This is a genomic window from Halomonas sp. MCCC 1A11062 (assembly GCF_021404355.1).
Taxonomy (GTDB): domain Bacteria; phylum Pseudomonadota; class Gammaproteobacteria; order Pseudomonadales; family Halomonadaceae; genus Halomonas; species Halomonas aerodenitrificans.
In genome coordinates this window covers 108896-123432 of the sequence record NZ_JABFTW010000010.1, presented here as the reverse complement: position 1 = coordinate 123432, position 14537 = coordinate 108896, and the positions used below count along the sequence as shown (strand labels likewise).

14 protein-coding genes and 2 pseudogenes are annotated in these 14537 nt (G+C 62.0%); 10 read left to right on the top strand and 6 right to left on the bottom strand.

Annotation, left to right across the window (positions count from 1 at the left end; translation table 11 throughout):
- Position 1 precedes the first annotated feature (1 nt).
- The 3 genes from HOP58_RS13055 to HOP58_RS13045 all read right to left on the bottom strand — a co-directional run bounded on the left by HOP58_RS13055 (position 2) and on the right by HOP58_RS13045 (position 3080).
- Positions 2-856: a MoxR family ATPase gene (locus tag HOP58_RS13055; RefSeq protein ID WP_234260518.1), complete on the bottom strand. Its 855-nt coding sequence runs from the start codon at positions 854-856 to the stop codon at positions 2-4.
- A 127-nt stretch (positions 857-983) separates the two neighbouring features.
- Positions 984-2186: an MFS transporter gene (locus HOP58_RS13050; RefSeq protein ID WP_234260517.1), complete on the bottom strand. Its 1203-nt coding sequence runs from the start codon at positions 2184-2186 to the stop codon at positions 984-986.
- Positions 2187-2204: 18 nt separating this feature from the next.
- A complete protein-coding gene (locus HOP58_RS13045; protein ID WP_234260516.1) occupies positions 2205-3080 on the bottom strand; it encodes an NAD(P)-dependent oxidoreductase in 876 nt (291 codons plus the stop codon).
- Positions 3081-3341: 261 nt separating this feature from the next.
- Between HOP58_RS13045 and HOP58_RS13040 the strand changes: the two genes are divergently transcribed.
- From HOP58_RS13040 to HOP58_RS13030, 3 genes are all read left to right on the top strand, one after another.
- Positions 3342-4814 carry an amidohydrolase family protein gene (locus HOP58_RS13040; RefSeq protein ID WP_234260515.1) on the top strand — a complete coding sequence of 491 codons (1473 nt, stop codon included), beginning with the start codon at positions 3342-3344 and terminating at the stop codon, positions 4812-4814.
- Positions 4815-4822: 8 nt separating this feature from the next.
- A complete protein-coding gene (locus HOP58_RS13035; RefSeq protein WP_234260514.1) occupies positions 4823-5578 on the top strand; it encodes a hypothetical protein in 756 nt (251 codons plus the stop codon).
- A 67-nt stretch (positions 5579-5645) separates the two neighbouring features.
- Positions 5646-6104 carry a VOC family protein gene (locus HOP58_RS13030; RefSeq protein WP_234260513.1) on the top strand — a complete coding sequence of 153 codons (459 nt, stop codon included), beginning with the start codon at positions 5646-5648 and terminating at the stop codon, positions 6102-6104.
- Between the two features lie 92 nt (positions 6105-6196).
- Here the strand turns inward: HOP58_RS13030 and HOP58_RS13025 are convergent, their stop codons facing one another.
- Positions 6197-6769, bottom strand: coding sequence for a hemerythrin domain-containing protein (locus HOP58_RS13025; protein WP_234260512.1), 573 nt, complete (start codon positions 6767-6769; stop codon positions 6197-6199).
- A gap of 164 nt (positions 6770-6933) precedes the next feature.
- Between HOP58_RS13025 and HOP58_RS13020 the strand changes: the two genes are divergently transcribed.
- The 5 genes from HOP58_RS13020 to HOP58_RS13000 all read left to right on the top strand — a co-directional run bounded on the left by HOP58_RS13020 (position 6934) and on the right by HOP58_RS13000 (position 10904).
- Positions 6934-7695 (top strand): metallophosphoesterase, encoded by a 762-nt coding sequence (locus HOP58_RS13020; RefSeq protein ID WP_010628071.1) that lies wholly within the window; start codon positions 6934-6936, stop codon positions 7693-7695.
- 22 nt (positions 7696-7717) lie between these two features.
- The gene (locus HOP58_RS13015) at positions 7718-8329 is read left to right on the top strand and encodes a glutathione S-transferase family protein (RefSeq protein WP_234260511.1); all 612 of its coding nucleotides are present in this window, start codon (positions 7718-7720) and stop codon (positions 8327-8329) included.
- Positions 8330-8577: 248 nt separating this feature from the next.
- The gene (locus HOP58_RS13010; protein WP_010628073.1) at positions 8578-9000 is read left to right on the top strand and encodes a hypothetical protein; all 423 of its coding nucleotides are present in this window, start codon (positions 8578-8580) and stop codon (positions 8998-9000) included.
- A gap of 110 nt (positions 9001-9110) precedes the next feature.
- The gene (locus HOP58_RS13005) at positions 9111-9392 is read left to right on the top strand and encodes a DUF503 domain-containing protein (RefSeq protein ID WP_010628074.1); all 282 of its coding nucleotides are present in this window, start codon (positions 9111-9113) and stop codon (positions 9390-9392) included.
- Positions 9393-9917: 525 nt separating this feature from the next.
- A complete protein-coding gene (locus HOP58_RS13000; RefSeq protein WP_010628075.1) occupies positions 9918-10904 on the top strand; it encodes a patatin-like phospholipase family protein in 987 nt (328 codons plus the stop codon).
- 129 nt (positions 10905-11033) lie between these two features.
- Here the strand turns inward: HOP58_RS13000 and HOP58_RS12995 are convergent.
- Together HOP58_RS12995 and HOP58_RS12990 are read right to left on the bottom strand one after the other, a co-directional pair.
- Positions 11034-11229: pseudogene (locus tag HOP58_RS12995) on the bottom strand (general stress protein); the annotation flags it as partial.
- Between the two features lie 12 nt (positions 11230-11241).
- A pseudogene (locus tag HOP58_RS12990) lies at positions 11242-11393 on the bottom strand (general stress protein); the annotation flags it as partial.
- A gap of 546 nt (positions 11394-11939) precedes the next feature.
- Between HOP58_RS12990 and HOP58_RS12985 the strand changes: the two are divergent.
- Together HOP58_RS12985 and HOP58_RS12980 are read left to right on the top strand one after the other, a co-directional pair.
- Positions 11940-13475: a methyl-accepting chemotaxis protein gene (locus HOP58_RS12985; RefSeq protein ID WP_234260510.1), complete on the top strand. Its 1536-nt coding sequence runs from the start codon at positions 11940-11942 to the stop codon at positions 13473-13475.
- An 81-nt stretch (positions 13476-13556) separates the two neighbouring features.
- Complete coding sequence (locus HOP58_RS12980) at positions 13557-14525, top strand: DUF523 and DUF1722 domain-containing protein (protein WP_010628078.1); 969 nt, start codon at positions 13557-13559, stop codon at positions 14523-14525.
- Positions 14526-14537 lie beyond the last annotated feature (12 nt).

The window sequence follows — 14537 nt, the reverse complement described above, 5'->3', positions numbered from 1 at the left end:
CTCAGCGCCTCTGGTTGCCTTGGCGGCGCATCATGAAGGCCAGCCGTTCGAGCAACTGGGTATCCTGCTCGTTCTTCACCAGGGCTCCGGCCAGCGGCGGGATCGCCTTCACCGGGTCGCGGTGGTAGAGCGCCTCGCGGGCCAGCTCGTCGGCCATCAGCAGCTTGAGCCAATCCACCAGCTCCGAGGTAGAGGGCTTCTTCTTCAGCCCCGGTGCCTGGCGCAGGTCGAAGAACACCTCCAGCGCCTGGCTCACCAGCTTCGGCGCGATGTCGGGGAAATGCACATCGACGATGGCCTGCATGGTCTCGCGGTCGGGAAACTCGATGTAGTGGAAGAAGCAGCGGCGCAGGAAGGCGTCGGGCAGCTCCTTCTCGTTGTTCGAGGTGATCACGATGATCGGCCGGTGGCGGGCGCGCACGGTCTCGCCGGTCTCGTAGACATGGAACTCCATGCGATCCAGCTCCTGGAGCAGGTCGTTGGGAAATTCGATATCGGCCTTGTCGATCTCGTCGATCAGCAGCACCACGCGCTCGTCAGCGGTGAAAGCCTCCCACAGCTTGCCGGGCTTGATGTAGTTCTCGACGTTCTCCACGCCCTCCACGCCGAGCTGGGAGTCGCGCAGGCGGCTCACCGCATCGTACTCGTAGAGCCCCTGGGCGGCCTTGGTGGTCGACTTGATGTGCCAGGTGATCAGCTTTGTGCCCAGTGAGTTCGCCAGCTCTTCGGCCAGAAGGGTCTTGCCGGTGCCCGGTTCGCCCTTGATCAGCAGCGGGCGCTGCAGGGTCACGGCGGCGTTCACTGCTTGCTTCAGGGCATCGGTAGCCACATAGGTAGAGGTCGAATCGAAAGCCATGGGTGCCTCGGCGATAGCTCGTGTAGGGGAGAGTCAAACAAGTGTACGGAAGGGTGGGGCAGGCGACAAATACAACGGCGGAAACGCACCCGTCCGTCGTGACTCACAACGAGACGGGAGGAGGAGCTCAATCGGCGCTGGGGCGCGAGGCGTGTCGCCGCACCAGCAGCCAGGCCAGCACGGACAGCGCCACCAGCACGATCAACGGTAGCATGGCCAGATTGAGTGCCTCCCAGCCCAGCCGGTGGAACAGGTGACCCGACATCAGCGAGCCGATGGCAACCAGCGAGAAGATGATCAGGTCGTTGATGCCCTGTACCTTGCCTCGTTCCGCCTCGGTATGCATGGTGGAAAGCAGCGCGCTGCCGCCGACGAAGAGGAAATTCCAGCCGATGCCGAGCGACACCAGGGCGACCCAGAAATGGGCAATCGTCTGGCCCAGGTTGGCCAGTAGTACGGCAGCCGCGAGCATGGCGGCACCGGCCAGCAGGATACGGTCGACGCCGAAACGGGCGATGAGGCTGCCGGTGACGAACGAGGGTGCGAACATGCCCAGCACGTGCCACTGCATGATGACGGCGACCTGGCTCATCTCGAAGCCCGCCGCCCGCATGGCCAGCGGAGTGGCGGTCATGACGAGTACCATGATGGCGTAGCCCACGGCGCCGGCCAGCACGGCGACCAGAAAGCCCGGCTGGCTGCCGATCACTGCCATGGGGCGGGCAATGTCGCCGGGCTGCGGCTCGCCGCTTGGCGGCACGCGTAGCTGAGTCAACAGGCCGATGGCCACCAGGGCCAGCACGGCAATCACCAGATAGGGGCCGCCCGAGGGCACCCCGGCCACCCAGCCGAGGGTGGCGCTGGCATTCCACGGCCCCAGGAAGGCGGCCACCACGCCGCCTGCCATCACCAGTGAGATGGCGCGACTGCGAAAGGCGGGGCTGGCCACGTCGGCGGCGGCGAAGCGGTAGTACATGGCGAAGCCCTGGTAGAGCCCGAGCAGCAGATTGCCGGCGCAGAACAGCCAGAACGAGCCCGCCGCGATGGCCGCGAAGCTCAGCAGGCCGCCGCCTACGCCACCCAGAGCCGCGCCGGTGATGAAGCCCAGCCGCCGGCCCACGCTCTTCATGAACAGCGAAGCGGGCAGCGTGGAAACCACCGTGCCCACCATCATCAGCGCGATGGGCAGCGTGGCAAGCCCGGGGTCAGGACTCAGCTGATGACCCACCACGCCGCTCAGCGTCATCACGGTGATGGCAGCGATCATGAACAGGGTCTGTCCGGTGACCAGAATGGCTACGTTTGCTTTCTCGCGGGATGGGGCCGCCATGGGGTGTCCTGGTTGCGCTTATCGTCGATACGCTTTTACCAGCGTAGCCGGATCGTGCTCGGCGTGCCCGTGGCTGACGTGGGTGCGCATCAACTGTGCCGCCAGGCTTGTCATCGGTGTGCCGCTGCCGGCGCGCTGGCTCTGGGCCACGGCCATGTCGAGATCCTTGAGCAGGGTGCGCAGATGCCAGGCCGGGTTGTCGAACTCCCTTGCCGCCATGCGCGGGGTCATAATCTGGAACGGCCTGGAGTCGGCGAAGCCGCCGGCCAGCGCCTCGGTCAAGCGCGAGGCATCCACGCCGCTGGCCTCGGCCAGGGCCACCATCTCGGCAATCACCGCCGCCTGACAGCCGACGATCATCTGGTTGCACACCTTGGTCACCTGTCCCGCACCCACCGGGCCCATATGCGTCACCCGTGCCGAGAGTGGAGCCAGCAGGGGACGTACCGCCTCGACGTCCACTTCCGCACCGCCGCACATGATCGCCAGGCTGCCGGCCTCGGCACCTGCCACGCCGCCGGAGACCGGTGCGTCCACCCAACGCATGCCGCACTCTTCCTCCAATCTCTCGGCAAAGAGCCGCGTTGCCGCCGGGTCGCTGCTGGAGAGGTCGACCAAGCGCTGTCCCGCGCGGCCATGCGCCGTCACGCCGCCGTCGCCGAACACTACCTCTTCCACCACGGCCGTGTTGGCCAGACACAGCATCACCACATCCACCCCTGCCATCAACTCAGCGATGGAGGTTGCCACCGTGGCTCCGGCCTCACGCAGTGGAGTGCACTTCTCCGCTGTGCGGTTCCATACCGTGACCATGTAGCCGGCATCGAGCAGGCGGCGCGTCATGGGGTCGCCCATCAGACCGATGCCGATGAAGCCGAGGCGGGGCTGTGTCATGTCGTTTCTCCAGAATGGGGGCAGGGAAGCGGAACACCTAGCATGCGCTATGGAAGTATTTTCCATCAAGCTGATCATGGTTGGTGATGCGGTATGCGTAGACTGAGAACATCGACCGTACGGTAATCGATAAGCTCTGGCGTAGAGTCGGGCAGCGGTCTAGTTTCTAGGTGTTACGTTGTGGAACCTGTAGAAACGGGCACCGTACAGGGGCGGCAATACTCGCTTATCTTGAGGCGCCCTCAGGACGAGGACCTCAATATGCCGACCGCTGGCCATACCATGCGTGCCTGTACGCAATCGGTTGCCCATACCCACGGTGCCTGCTGTTGTGGCTCGCCGCTGCTGCACCACTTCCATCAACGCATGATGGCCGATATCTCGCGGCGTCATTTCCTTGGCGGTGCGGCGGCCGTCATGGCGCTATTTGCCGGGCTTCATGCGCCCAGGGCCGTAAGCGCCCAACCGCAGGACCGCAGTGGCCCACTGCTGTTCTACAATCTCAGGCTCTTCGATGGCAGCAGCGGGGCGCTGCGTGAAAATGTAGCTCTGCGGGTGGAGGAGGGCCGTATCCAGGCGCTGCTGGCTGGAGATGCCGAGCCGCAGGGAGCCGAAGTGATCGACTGTGGTGGCCGCGTTCTGATGCCAGGGCTGATCGACGCACACTGGCATAGCACCCTGGTCGCCATCACCCAGACAGCGGCGATGACTGCCGACCCGGGGTACGTACATCTCGTCGCCGCCAGAGAAGCGGAGCGTACCCTGATGCGTGGAGTCACCTCGGTGCGGGATGCCGGTGGACCATCCTTCGCGCTGAAGCGTGCCATCGATGAGGGGGTTGTCACGGGGCCGAGGATCTTCCCGGCCGGAGCGATGATCTCGCAGACTTCGGGGCACGGCGACTTCCGTATGCGCTATGAAGTACCCCGAGGCACCACGACGCCCCTCAGCGAGCCGGAGCGTCAAGGGGTGGTAGCGATCGCCGATGGCGAAGCCGAGGTAATGCGGCGCACCCGCGAGCAGTTGATGCTCGGCGCTTCCCAGATCAAGCTGATGGGGGGCGGTGGGGTTGCCTCGGCCTACGATCCTCTGGACAGCACGCAGTTCACGGAGCGTGAGCTGCGTGCCGCCGTGGAGGCCGCGGGAGATTGGGGTACTTACGTGATGGTGCACGTCTACACCCCACGCGGTATCCAACGCTCCATCAGGGCTGGTGCCAAGTCCATCGAACACGGCCAGCTCGCCGATGAGGAGAGCGTGAGAATGATGGCGGGAGAGGGCACCTGGTGGAGTCTGCAGCCTTTTCTTCAGGACGAGGACGCCAACGTCTACCCCGACGAGGCTCGCCGCCAGGCCCAGCGCCAAGTGGCCGAGGGTACCGAGCGTGCCTACGAGCTGGCGCAGCGCTTCGATGTCAGACTGGCGTGGGGCACCGATATCCTCTTCAGCCCTCAGAATGCGCCTGGTCATTTACGCCATCTTGCCAAGCTGACGCGCTTTTACGATCCGCTCACGGTGCTGTCCATGGCCACCGGCCGCAACGGGGAGCTGCTCGGGCTCTCCGGCCCTCGAAGCCCCTATCCCGGCACGCTGGGGCGCATCGAGGAAGGTGCACTGGCCGATCTGCTGGTCGTGGATGGTGACCCGAGTCGCGACCTCGATTTCCTCACCGATCCGGATCGCAACCTGCGTTTGATCATGAAGGATGGACGCATTTACAAGAACACTCTGTGAGGCGAACCATGATCGTCCGATTGATTTACCTTGTCCTGGTCATCGTGGCGATGGGCTTTACTGCGGCAGCCCAGGCCCAGGCCCAGGCCCAGACACGTGAAGACAGTTGGCGCTTTCAGCTCACGCCGTACGTCTGGTTGGCGAATCTGTCCGGTGACATTCGCCCGCTCGCGAGTTCCCCGTCGGTGAGCACCTCGCGTACGTTCGGCGAGATACTGGACGACCTGGAAGGCGCGCTCTTCATTTCTGGCAGCGCCCGCTACGAGCGATGGGTGCTGTTCGGGGATATCACCTACGCCTCGCTCAGCCATGAGGGTGTGATTCCGCCGGGCGTGACCGCCGAAGGCAAGGTGCAGCAGCGCTCGCTCACAGCGGCAGCCGGCTACCAGGTCTTCAGTGATCATGGGCATTTTCTGGACCTGCTCGTCGGCGTGCGGGCCTGGCGTATGGAAGCAGAAGTCTCCGTGCCGGGCCTGGGGATCGGTCTGCGAGACACCGAGCGCTGGGTCGACCCGATTCTGGCCGCGCGCTTGCGTTCGGTGTGGAGTCCGGCATGGTCCACGCTGCTGCATGCCGATGTAGGGGGATTCGGTATCGGGGCTGACAGCACCTGGCAGGTTGTGGCAACCGCAAACTATCAATTCAGCGAAGCCCTCTATCTTTCCGCCGGCTATCGCCATCTGGCACTGGATCGTGACGAAGAAGGCGCGCGGCTCGATATTGCGATGGGCGGCCCGCTAGTGGGCTTAACTTGGCGCTTTTAGGCAGCCATCGGAGGGGGGATCCCGAGTATGGTTGCCAGCAAGCGCGGTCGTGCAAGAGGGAAGTAATATGAGCGACACAAAGAACACACGTGCCACGGTGATTCCCTGCCTACGCTATCGAGACGCGCCAGCGGCCATTGAATGGCTCTGCCATGTCTTCGGCTTCGAGCAGCAATTCGCGGCCGCCAACGATGATGGTTCCATAGCCCATGCTCAACTGACGTTCGGCAACGGAATGATCATGCTGGGGTCCGCCACGGACAGTGAGTTCGGGCGCCTGATGAAACAGCCGGATGAGATCGGTGGCGCCGAAACGCAGTGTGCCTATCTCATCGTTTCGGATGCCGACGCCGTGTACACCCGCGCCAAAGCGGCTGGTGCCGAGATCGTCATGGAGATCAAGGACGAAGATTATGGCGGCAGGGGCTTCAGCTGCCGCGACCTGGAAGGCCATCTGGAACTTCGGCACCTACGACCCATGGTAAAAAGGCACTGCTTTGACTCGGCTATGGCGCCTAGTCGTTGATTGGGCAAGCAATTACGGCGTACCCCAGACTTGAATTATGAGCGGACCATCCAGGTGCCTTGAATTAGGCACCTGGATCCGGCAAGTAATGATCAGCCGGTCATTCTTCCGCTGAGCTTGTCACGCAGGCGGTCGACCATGCCCACACCCGGGCCCACGGTCTTGTGGAACAGTTCGGAGTGGGGCGCGCTGGGGTGAGGGCGGGTTGGCGCCAGCTGCTTGGCGTTCTCCACTTTCTTGCCCAGGTCGATTCGCTCTTCTTCGGGGAGACGCTGACGCAGTTGGGGGAACTGGTCGGCTTCCTCGTCCTTGGCATGGTGGCGCAGCAGTTCGTCCAGCTTGTGCACATGGTCCATGAAGGCCGGTTCGGCGGCGTCAACGTCTTCCAGCTGCTTCATCACCTGGACGATCTCGTCGTGCTCTTCCTTGTCATGCTCGGCTTCCTCTTTGCCGTTGGGAATACGCTTCTCCATCACCGGATAGACGTACATTTCCTCGGCAACCGAATGACGCATCACTTCGGCAATCAGCGTATCGGTGAGCTCCCGGCGCTGCTCGGCGTCGGGGGAACGCTGGATCTGGTCCAGCAGGTCCTCCATCTCGCGATGGTCGAGGGTGAGAATATCGACGACGTCGTGTGTAGACGTGTTGGTATGCTGATTCATGAGACTCCCTCCATTGAGTCGTTGCGCCTTTTGCAACAGGCCATCTCAACATAGCCGTGAGTGGTCGTATCAGCCAAACCTGGCATAGCCGGGCACTACCGCCTTATGCTGAATCGCTCGCCAGGAGGCGGATCAACGATCCTGCGCTTCGAAAGGGAGGGGACATGCGACTCAGGGTGCTATCCGACCTTCATCTGGAACACTTCGATGAAGGGCGCGAACTGCCGGACGTCCCGGCTGATGCGGTGGTTCTCGCCGGTGACATTCACCGGCATGCCGAGGGGCTGAGCTGGGCGGCCGAGCGTTTCGCCGGGTTGCCCATTCTCTACGTGCCGGGCAATCATGAATTCTATGGCACCAGCATGCCGCTGTTGCGACAGGCCATGGCGTACGAAGCCGAGCGGCTGGGTATCGAGTTGCTCGACAATCGCTCACTGACGCTGGATGGGGTGCGCTTTCATGGCACGACGCTATGGACCGACTTCGCCCTGTACGATGGTGAGCCGGAACATGATCCTGAGCTGACCGAGCAGAAAGCCCTCTGGATGATGCCCGATTTCAGCATCATCGAACAGCCGGAAGGGCAGACCTTCAGCCCGGCGGAGAGTCGCCGGCTGCATGCCGAATCGCTGTCCTGGCTGGAGGCGGAACTGACCCGGCCCTTCGACGGGCCGCGGGTAGTGATCAGCCACCACGCTCCCTTGGCGGAGTGTATACCGCCGCGCTACCGGGGCGATGCGCTGTCGCCAGCCTTTGCCTCTCATCTGCCGAGCCTGATGGGACGTATGGAGCTGTGGATTCACGGCCACGTGCACGAGCCGGTGGATCGTGTGCTTGGCGGCACGCGGATACTGGCCAACCCAGGCGGCTACCCCGACGAGTTCGAGCCGCCGCTGTTCGTGAACGACTTGGTCGTCGAAATATGAGCGAGAAGAGGGAATGAGAATAATGTTCAAGGTCTACGGCGATCGTCGGTCCGGCAACTGCTACAAGATACAGCTATTGATGAGCCATCTGGGCATCGAACACGAATGGATCGATGTCGATATTCTGGCCGGCGACACGCGCCGTCCCGAGTTTCTGGCCAAGAACCGCAACGGCAAGATTCCGTTGCTCGAACTGCCTTCTGGCGAGTACCTGGCCGAATCCAACGCCATTCTCGATTATCTAGCCCACGGTACCGCCTATCTGCCCGATGAGCCGCTGGCCATGGCGCACGTACTGAGCTGGCAGTTCTTCGAGCAGTACAGCCACGAGCCCTATATTGCGGTAGCGCGCTTCATCGCCAAATACCTTGGCCTGCCCGAGGAGCGCCGGGCGGAATACGAAGGCAAGCAAGCGAGTGGGTACAAGGCACTCGACGTCATGGAGCAGACGCTTGCAGCCTCGCCCTACCTGGTGGGGGAGACGCTCACCGTGGCGGACATCGCATTGTATGCCTATACCCACGTCGCCAATGAAGGTGGCTTCTCGCTCGCTGGCTATCCTGCCGTGCAGGCCTGGCTCGCCAGGGTGGCTGCTCATCCACGACATGTTCCGATGGGCTCGAAGAACTCGTGACGTAGCCCATCAAAGCTAGTACCCAAGTATCCGATTTGGTGCCATAAAGAAATGGCGTACCCATGGTACGTGGTTGCGCCGTTTCAGCATTGGCAGCGCAGCCTGTCACCACCCTGACAATAACGAAATCAACCCGTCAACGGCAGGCGGTCTGCACCATCCTGTCCTCATGGAGGTTTCACATACTCCATCGGGGCCATGGCCGAGCCGACGTTGCCCGCTGAGCAAGGGTTCGTGGGAGAACGACAATGACCGGTGCAATGGCAGACAAGAAAATGGCCCTTCTGTGGCTGAAAATTGCGGTGGTGTATCTCCTGGTTGGCGTCATCTACGGCATCGTGATGGCCGCCAGTCATCAATATGTCTTTCGTAGCGTGCATGCACACATCAACCTGCTGGGTTGGGCAAGCCTGGCCCTGGCCGGTCTGATGTATCACTTGTATCCGGCTGCTGCGCGTAGCCTTCTCGGCCGACTTCACTTCTACCTGCACAACGGCGGTCTTCCGGTGCTGTTGGTATGCCTGCACTTTTACGCGGGCGGCATGCGACAGCTCGAGCCAGTGGTGGCATTGGCCTCGGTGATCGTTGGCTTGGGCATACTGGCGTTTGCGGTGAACGTCATGATGAACATGAAGGTGACCTTGCCGACGGGCAACGTCGATAGCGCCTGAGCGCGACGGCTGCCGGTTGAAAGCGGTCTGCCTGGGCCTCATCTGGATGGGTGAAGCCGCATCGCTCTACTGGCCCAGGCGGGCCATCCATCGACAGGAGCCTCAGCCGCATGTTCATCGCCGTACTGACACTCGACGTTTCCCTGCCGGGCTGCGCATCGCTCAAGGAGAAGCGCCAGCGCATGGGTGGCATTCACGAGCGCTTCGGTCGTAATCCGGCTGTGGCAGTGTGCGAGAGCGGCCAGCACGATCGGCTCGAAGCAAGCGAGTGGACTTTCGTGGTGACAGGGAACGAGCGACAGAAAGTGGAGTCGCTGTGCAGTGAGATCGAAGACAAGTTGCAGCGCACGGTGGACGGCCGAGTGCTGAAGGTTTCACGCGAAATGCTGTAGATGAGTGCTTGGCATATGAAGGCACGCTGATTTTGCATTGCATCAAAATAAGTCAGCAGGCCATTTTTATGAGCATTGATGGTGCAGAAGGGAGTGAGCTGGCGGCGTATGGCACAAAGCATGCGTACTGTTTTTCTTGCAGGTCTTTGTTTTTTCAAGAGTTCTGTAATTGTTGGCGCGGCTATCGCATTGTATTGAGCAACGAAGCAAGAAACCCAGTACTGAGTTACTAATTAGTACTGAGTAACCGATCAACGCTTCGGAAGGTCGGCAAGAACTGCCTTCTGAGCAACGTCGCCAAAGGCTGAACGACAGCGGGCGATATACCGATGTGAGCTGGCGTGCTCCACCTGACCCCCTTCGGGGGGTCTTTTTTATTTTTCCCGAGCTTGGGCGAACGTGTCGGCAAAGGCAATGCGACCTTGGTCGGTCGGTGGTGTTCTCTTTTCGTTGGCATGGTCTACCCTTGCGGAGCGGTATTCGCAATGCAGCAAGTCGCAGGGAGGTGACATGCAGGAAAGAATCATGCTCGTACTCAATGGCGGTGGCGCCCTGGGTGCTTACCAGTTCGGCGTTTATCGCACTCTGGTAAACCGCCTGGACGAACGCGCAAGGCGTGACATGGTCGTGGTGGGGGCATCGATCGGGGCGGTTAACGGGTATCTGCTGGCGGCGCACCACGCAGCTCCGGATGCGGGTGTGGAAGCCTTGGCAAGCTTCTGGCGTGAGGTGGCCCAACCCGCCTTGCCGTTCGTTCCATTCTTCGATGTCAGAAGCCAGCGCCTGAGCGCCACCCTCACCGGGCTCACTTTCGGCAATCCACCGGTATTCTCGGCCGTGCCAGGCGGCTTTATGATCGGCCTGGGTGGCTATCCTGCCACGGCGGGCTACGACAACCGCAGACTGGTCGAGACCGTGGCGCGTCATGCCGAGCACTATACGGCGTTGAGCGATGCCGGCCCTCGACTGATGATACGCGCCATCGATATCGAAGCGGCGGAACCGGTCTGGTTCGACAGCCAGGAGCAGCCCATCGTGCCCAGCATGATCGGTGCCAGCAGTGCGATTCCGCTACTGTTCAAGCCCGGGCGGCACGAGGGGCGGGCCTATTGGGATGGAGATGTCTGGCATCGCGGCTTGCTGCTGCCAGCTCTCGAACGCCTTTCGTCACCGAGGAGCGGGCAGCCGTGGCATGTCATTACAGTGGAACTGTTCAAGCAGACGCCGGGCATGCCGCAAGGGCTTGGTGAGGGCCTAGATCATTTCAGGCGTCTATTCCTAGGCGCGCGCAGCGACGATGAAGCCCGCGAGGCGACCGAGCGCTACCCCGAGCTGCGCCTGACCCGTATCCGCCGTGATCCACATCCCGGTGAGAGCGCTTCGCTCTGGTTGACGGACTGGGCGCCAGATCGCCTGACATATCTGATCGAGCAGGGCGAGGCGGATGCACAGCGGGCGCTGGATTTGGCTCTTCCGAGCCGAAGCAGCCACAAGGTAAATGAGGAGCGCTGAAAATGACTGAGCTGCCAGGGTGGCCCCTGACAGCTCGTTCGATCCCGGCCGGCTACAAACCTATCTGCCTTCCTATAGCAGACTGAGCTCTACACGACTTCCCTGTCGCTTGCAGCCAACACCGGTATATCAGCGGTCTTGGTTCTTGCCGCCCTTGCGGCCTGCCTCGGAGGCCTTTTGCGGGTCATTGGCAAAATTGCCCCCGCTGTGCTGACCGCCTTTCTGGCCTGCCTCGGAGGCCCGCTGCGGATCGTTGGCGAAGTTGCCGCTGCTCTCCTTACCGCCTTTCTGTCCGGCCTCGGAGGCGCGCTGCGGGTCGTTGGCAAAATTGCCCCCGCTGTGCTGGCCGCCTTTCTGGCCGGCTTCAGAGGCGCGCTGTGGGTCGTTGGCGAAGTTGCCGCTGCTTTGCTGGCCACCTTTCTGGCCAGCTTCGGATGCCTTCTTCGGATCGTTGGCAAAATTGCCCGGATTCTGGTTGCGCTGTGCCATGTCAGAACTCCTTCTACATGCCTGTCGATTCAACAAGCGAAAACGTACTTCCATTTACCGGCTGTCCGGCGCTTCTGGCGTTTGCCAGCATGGTTAAACGTAGGAGCGCTCAACCGGCATATCAAGCCAGGTCGGGTATCCTAATGCTAAGAAAAGTTGTTGTTTCTAAAGAAAAGATTGCGTCCTGAGACGGAGGCGTGATGCGCTTGTCGGCCGTCTCGTTTCAACCCTTTGATTCACTGTCGAAGAGTCTCTATGACAGATTGTTCAGCGGAAACATTTTCGGGCCAGCCGCAGGGCCATCGGCTTGTAGTTTTTCGTTTCCCACAGGCTCAATGGGGCACCTCGAGTAGCGAGGTAAGCGGGGCGAAGAGCAAGGTCAAAGAAGCGCGGCAGAAAATGGTTTGATGTAGATCAACGGAGTGTGAGGTAGCACCACTCATTGGTATGTAGGGACCTGGCACTATTCGCTGAGCTGAGGCTTCATGACAGCCTGAAAATTTTCACAAAATACTCTGCCCACTCAACAGCGAGAATGGCCTTTCCATGAAAACGTACGCATCCAATGGGGAAGCGTTCGCCAGCCTCAAGCGGCTGCTGGCGCTCAATCTGCAAAACAAGATCCTGCTTCTGGTGCTGGTGCCGCTGATCATCTCTTCATCTTGTCTGCTGGTACTCGAGGGCCTGGAGCGCATCGATTCCAACCGTGCCCAGTTGGCTCAGCAGCGTGAACTGATGCTCGAAGCCCGACACCAGGGAGTGGAGAGTGTCGTCGACATGGCGGCGGCGCTGGTGGAGAGCGTCGCCGGTACCATCGACGACCCGGATGCGGCTCGCCTGGCGGCTGTCGAACTGCTGCGTGATCGGCGTTTCGAAGAGGACAATGCCAGGGTTGTGGATGCCGCCATGGCGGTAATCGAAGAGGCGGCCAGGCAAGATCTGATCCAGACCCTGGTGCGGCTCTGGGCCATTGCTTCGGTCATCAACCTGGCCATTACCTTCTTTGCCATCTGGATCACCCGCCGGACGGTGCGTCAGATTCGGCGTACCGCCAATGACATGCACGAGATCGCCCAGGGCGTGGCGGAAGGACGAGGGGATCTCACTCGTCGCCTGCGTGTCACCAGTAAGGACGAGATCGGCGAGCTGGCCCGCCAGTTCAACGGTTTCCTGTCGCGCATCCAGGCCACCCTGCGCGAAGTGAGAGCCGGGGCCAACGATGTCTATTCGGCCTCGTTGAGCATTTCTCGCAGCAGCGACGAGCTGGCCTCGCGCACCGACCAGGCGGCGGTCAGCCTGCAGCAGACCTCCTCGGCAATGGAGGAGATCACCTCGACGGTGGAGAACAATGCCGAACACACCGGGCAGGCGGACCAGTTGGTGCGAGGCAGCGCCGAAGTGGCGCGGCAGGGCAGGGAGTCGATGCAGAGGGTCGAAGAGACGATGGGGCGGATCAGCGCCTCCTCGACCAAGATCGGCGAGATCGTCTCACTCATCGACGGCATCGCTTTCCAGACCAATATCCTGGCGCTCAACGCCTCGGTCGAGGCCGCCAGGGCGGGCGAGCACGGCCGCGGCTTCGCCGTGGTAGCCCAGGAGGTTCGCTCCCTGGCCCAGCGCTCGGCGGATGCGGCTCGCGAGATCAAGGGGCTGATCGAAGCATCGATCACGCATACCCGGCAGGGCACCGACATCGTGCACCAGGCCGGCGTCACCATGCAGGAGATCTTCGACAGCATCGCCAAGGTCAATGACGTCATCGCCGAGATCAGCGCCGGCTCGCGTGAGCAGAGTATCGGTATTCACGAGGTGAATACGGCTGTCAGCCGCATGGATACGATGACCCAGCAGAACGCGGCGATGGTGGGACACAACACCGCTACGGCCGCGGCCATGCGCAGCCAGGCGGAAAAACTCACGCAGTTGATCAATACCTTCGTGCTTGGCGGGGAGCTGGAGCGGCCCGCCGTGGTGGCCCCGCCCCTGGAGCTTGTGCCGGCACCGCCCGCGCCCATGCCGGTTCGAGCAAAAGCGCCCGCGGGCGGAAAAGTGCAGGCCGAGGCGGAGTGGGAAGCTTTCTAGGTAGCGGGATGAGTTGCGATGCTTGCCCGCAAGCGGCCAAGAAGCGACGATGAGCCAAGGTAACGGGAAGGGAGCCTTGCCTTGGCTGACATCACCACGACGAATGCCATCCCGGTGGGTATCAGCGCTTGCCTGATGGGCGAGCAGGTACGCTACAACGGGGGCCACAAGCGCTCTCGCTACTGCCTGGAAGTGCTGCAGGAGTGCTTCGCCTTCGTACCGTTCTGCCCCGAACTCGAAGCCGGCCTGGGCGTGCCGCGGGAGCCGATCCGTCTGGTCGGCGCCCCCGGCGAGCCGCCGCGGGTGAAGGGCACGGTGGATCCCGAGCTGGACGTCACCGAGCGCCTGCGTGAAGTCGGCGAGGCGTTCGTGGCGCGCCATCGCCATCTGCGCGGCTTCATCCTGATGAAAGGCTCGCCGAGCTGCGGGCTCGAGCGGGTCAAGGTCTATCACGAAAACGGCATGCCCAGCCATGCCGATTCCGGGCTCTTCGTCCAGGTCATGCGCGAACACTTCCCCGAGCTGCCACTGGAGGAGGAGGCGCGCATGAACGACGCCGTGCTGCGCGAGAACTTCATCACCCGTGTGTTCGCCTTCGACGACTGGAAACGCAACGTCGAAGAGGCCGGGGAGTATCACGCTCTGATCCAGTTCCACAGCCGCCAGAAATATCTGCTGATGGCACACCACGTGGAAGCCTATCGCGAGCTGGGCCGCTACCTGGGCAGCGAGGCTCATGCCCTGCCGCTGGAAGAGGTCAAGCGCTCCTACCTGCAGCGCTTCATGGCGGCGCTGTCGCGTCCGGCCACGCGCAAGACCCATACCAATGCGCTGATGCACGTGATGGGCTACCTGAAGCAGGAGCTCGACAGCGAGGTCAAGCAGGATCTGCTACAGGCGATCGAGGAGTATCGCCTCGGCCATGTGCATCTGGCGGTGCCGGTCAGGTTGCTCAACCATTACATGAAGCGTCACGGCTCGGAGTACATTCGCCAGCAGACGTACCTCGATCCGCATCCTTACGAACTCGGTCTGCGCAACGCCATTTGAATCAGGCACGGG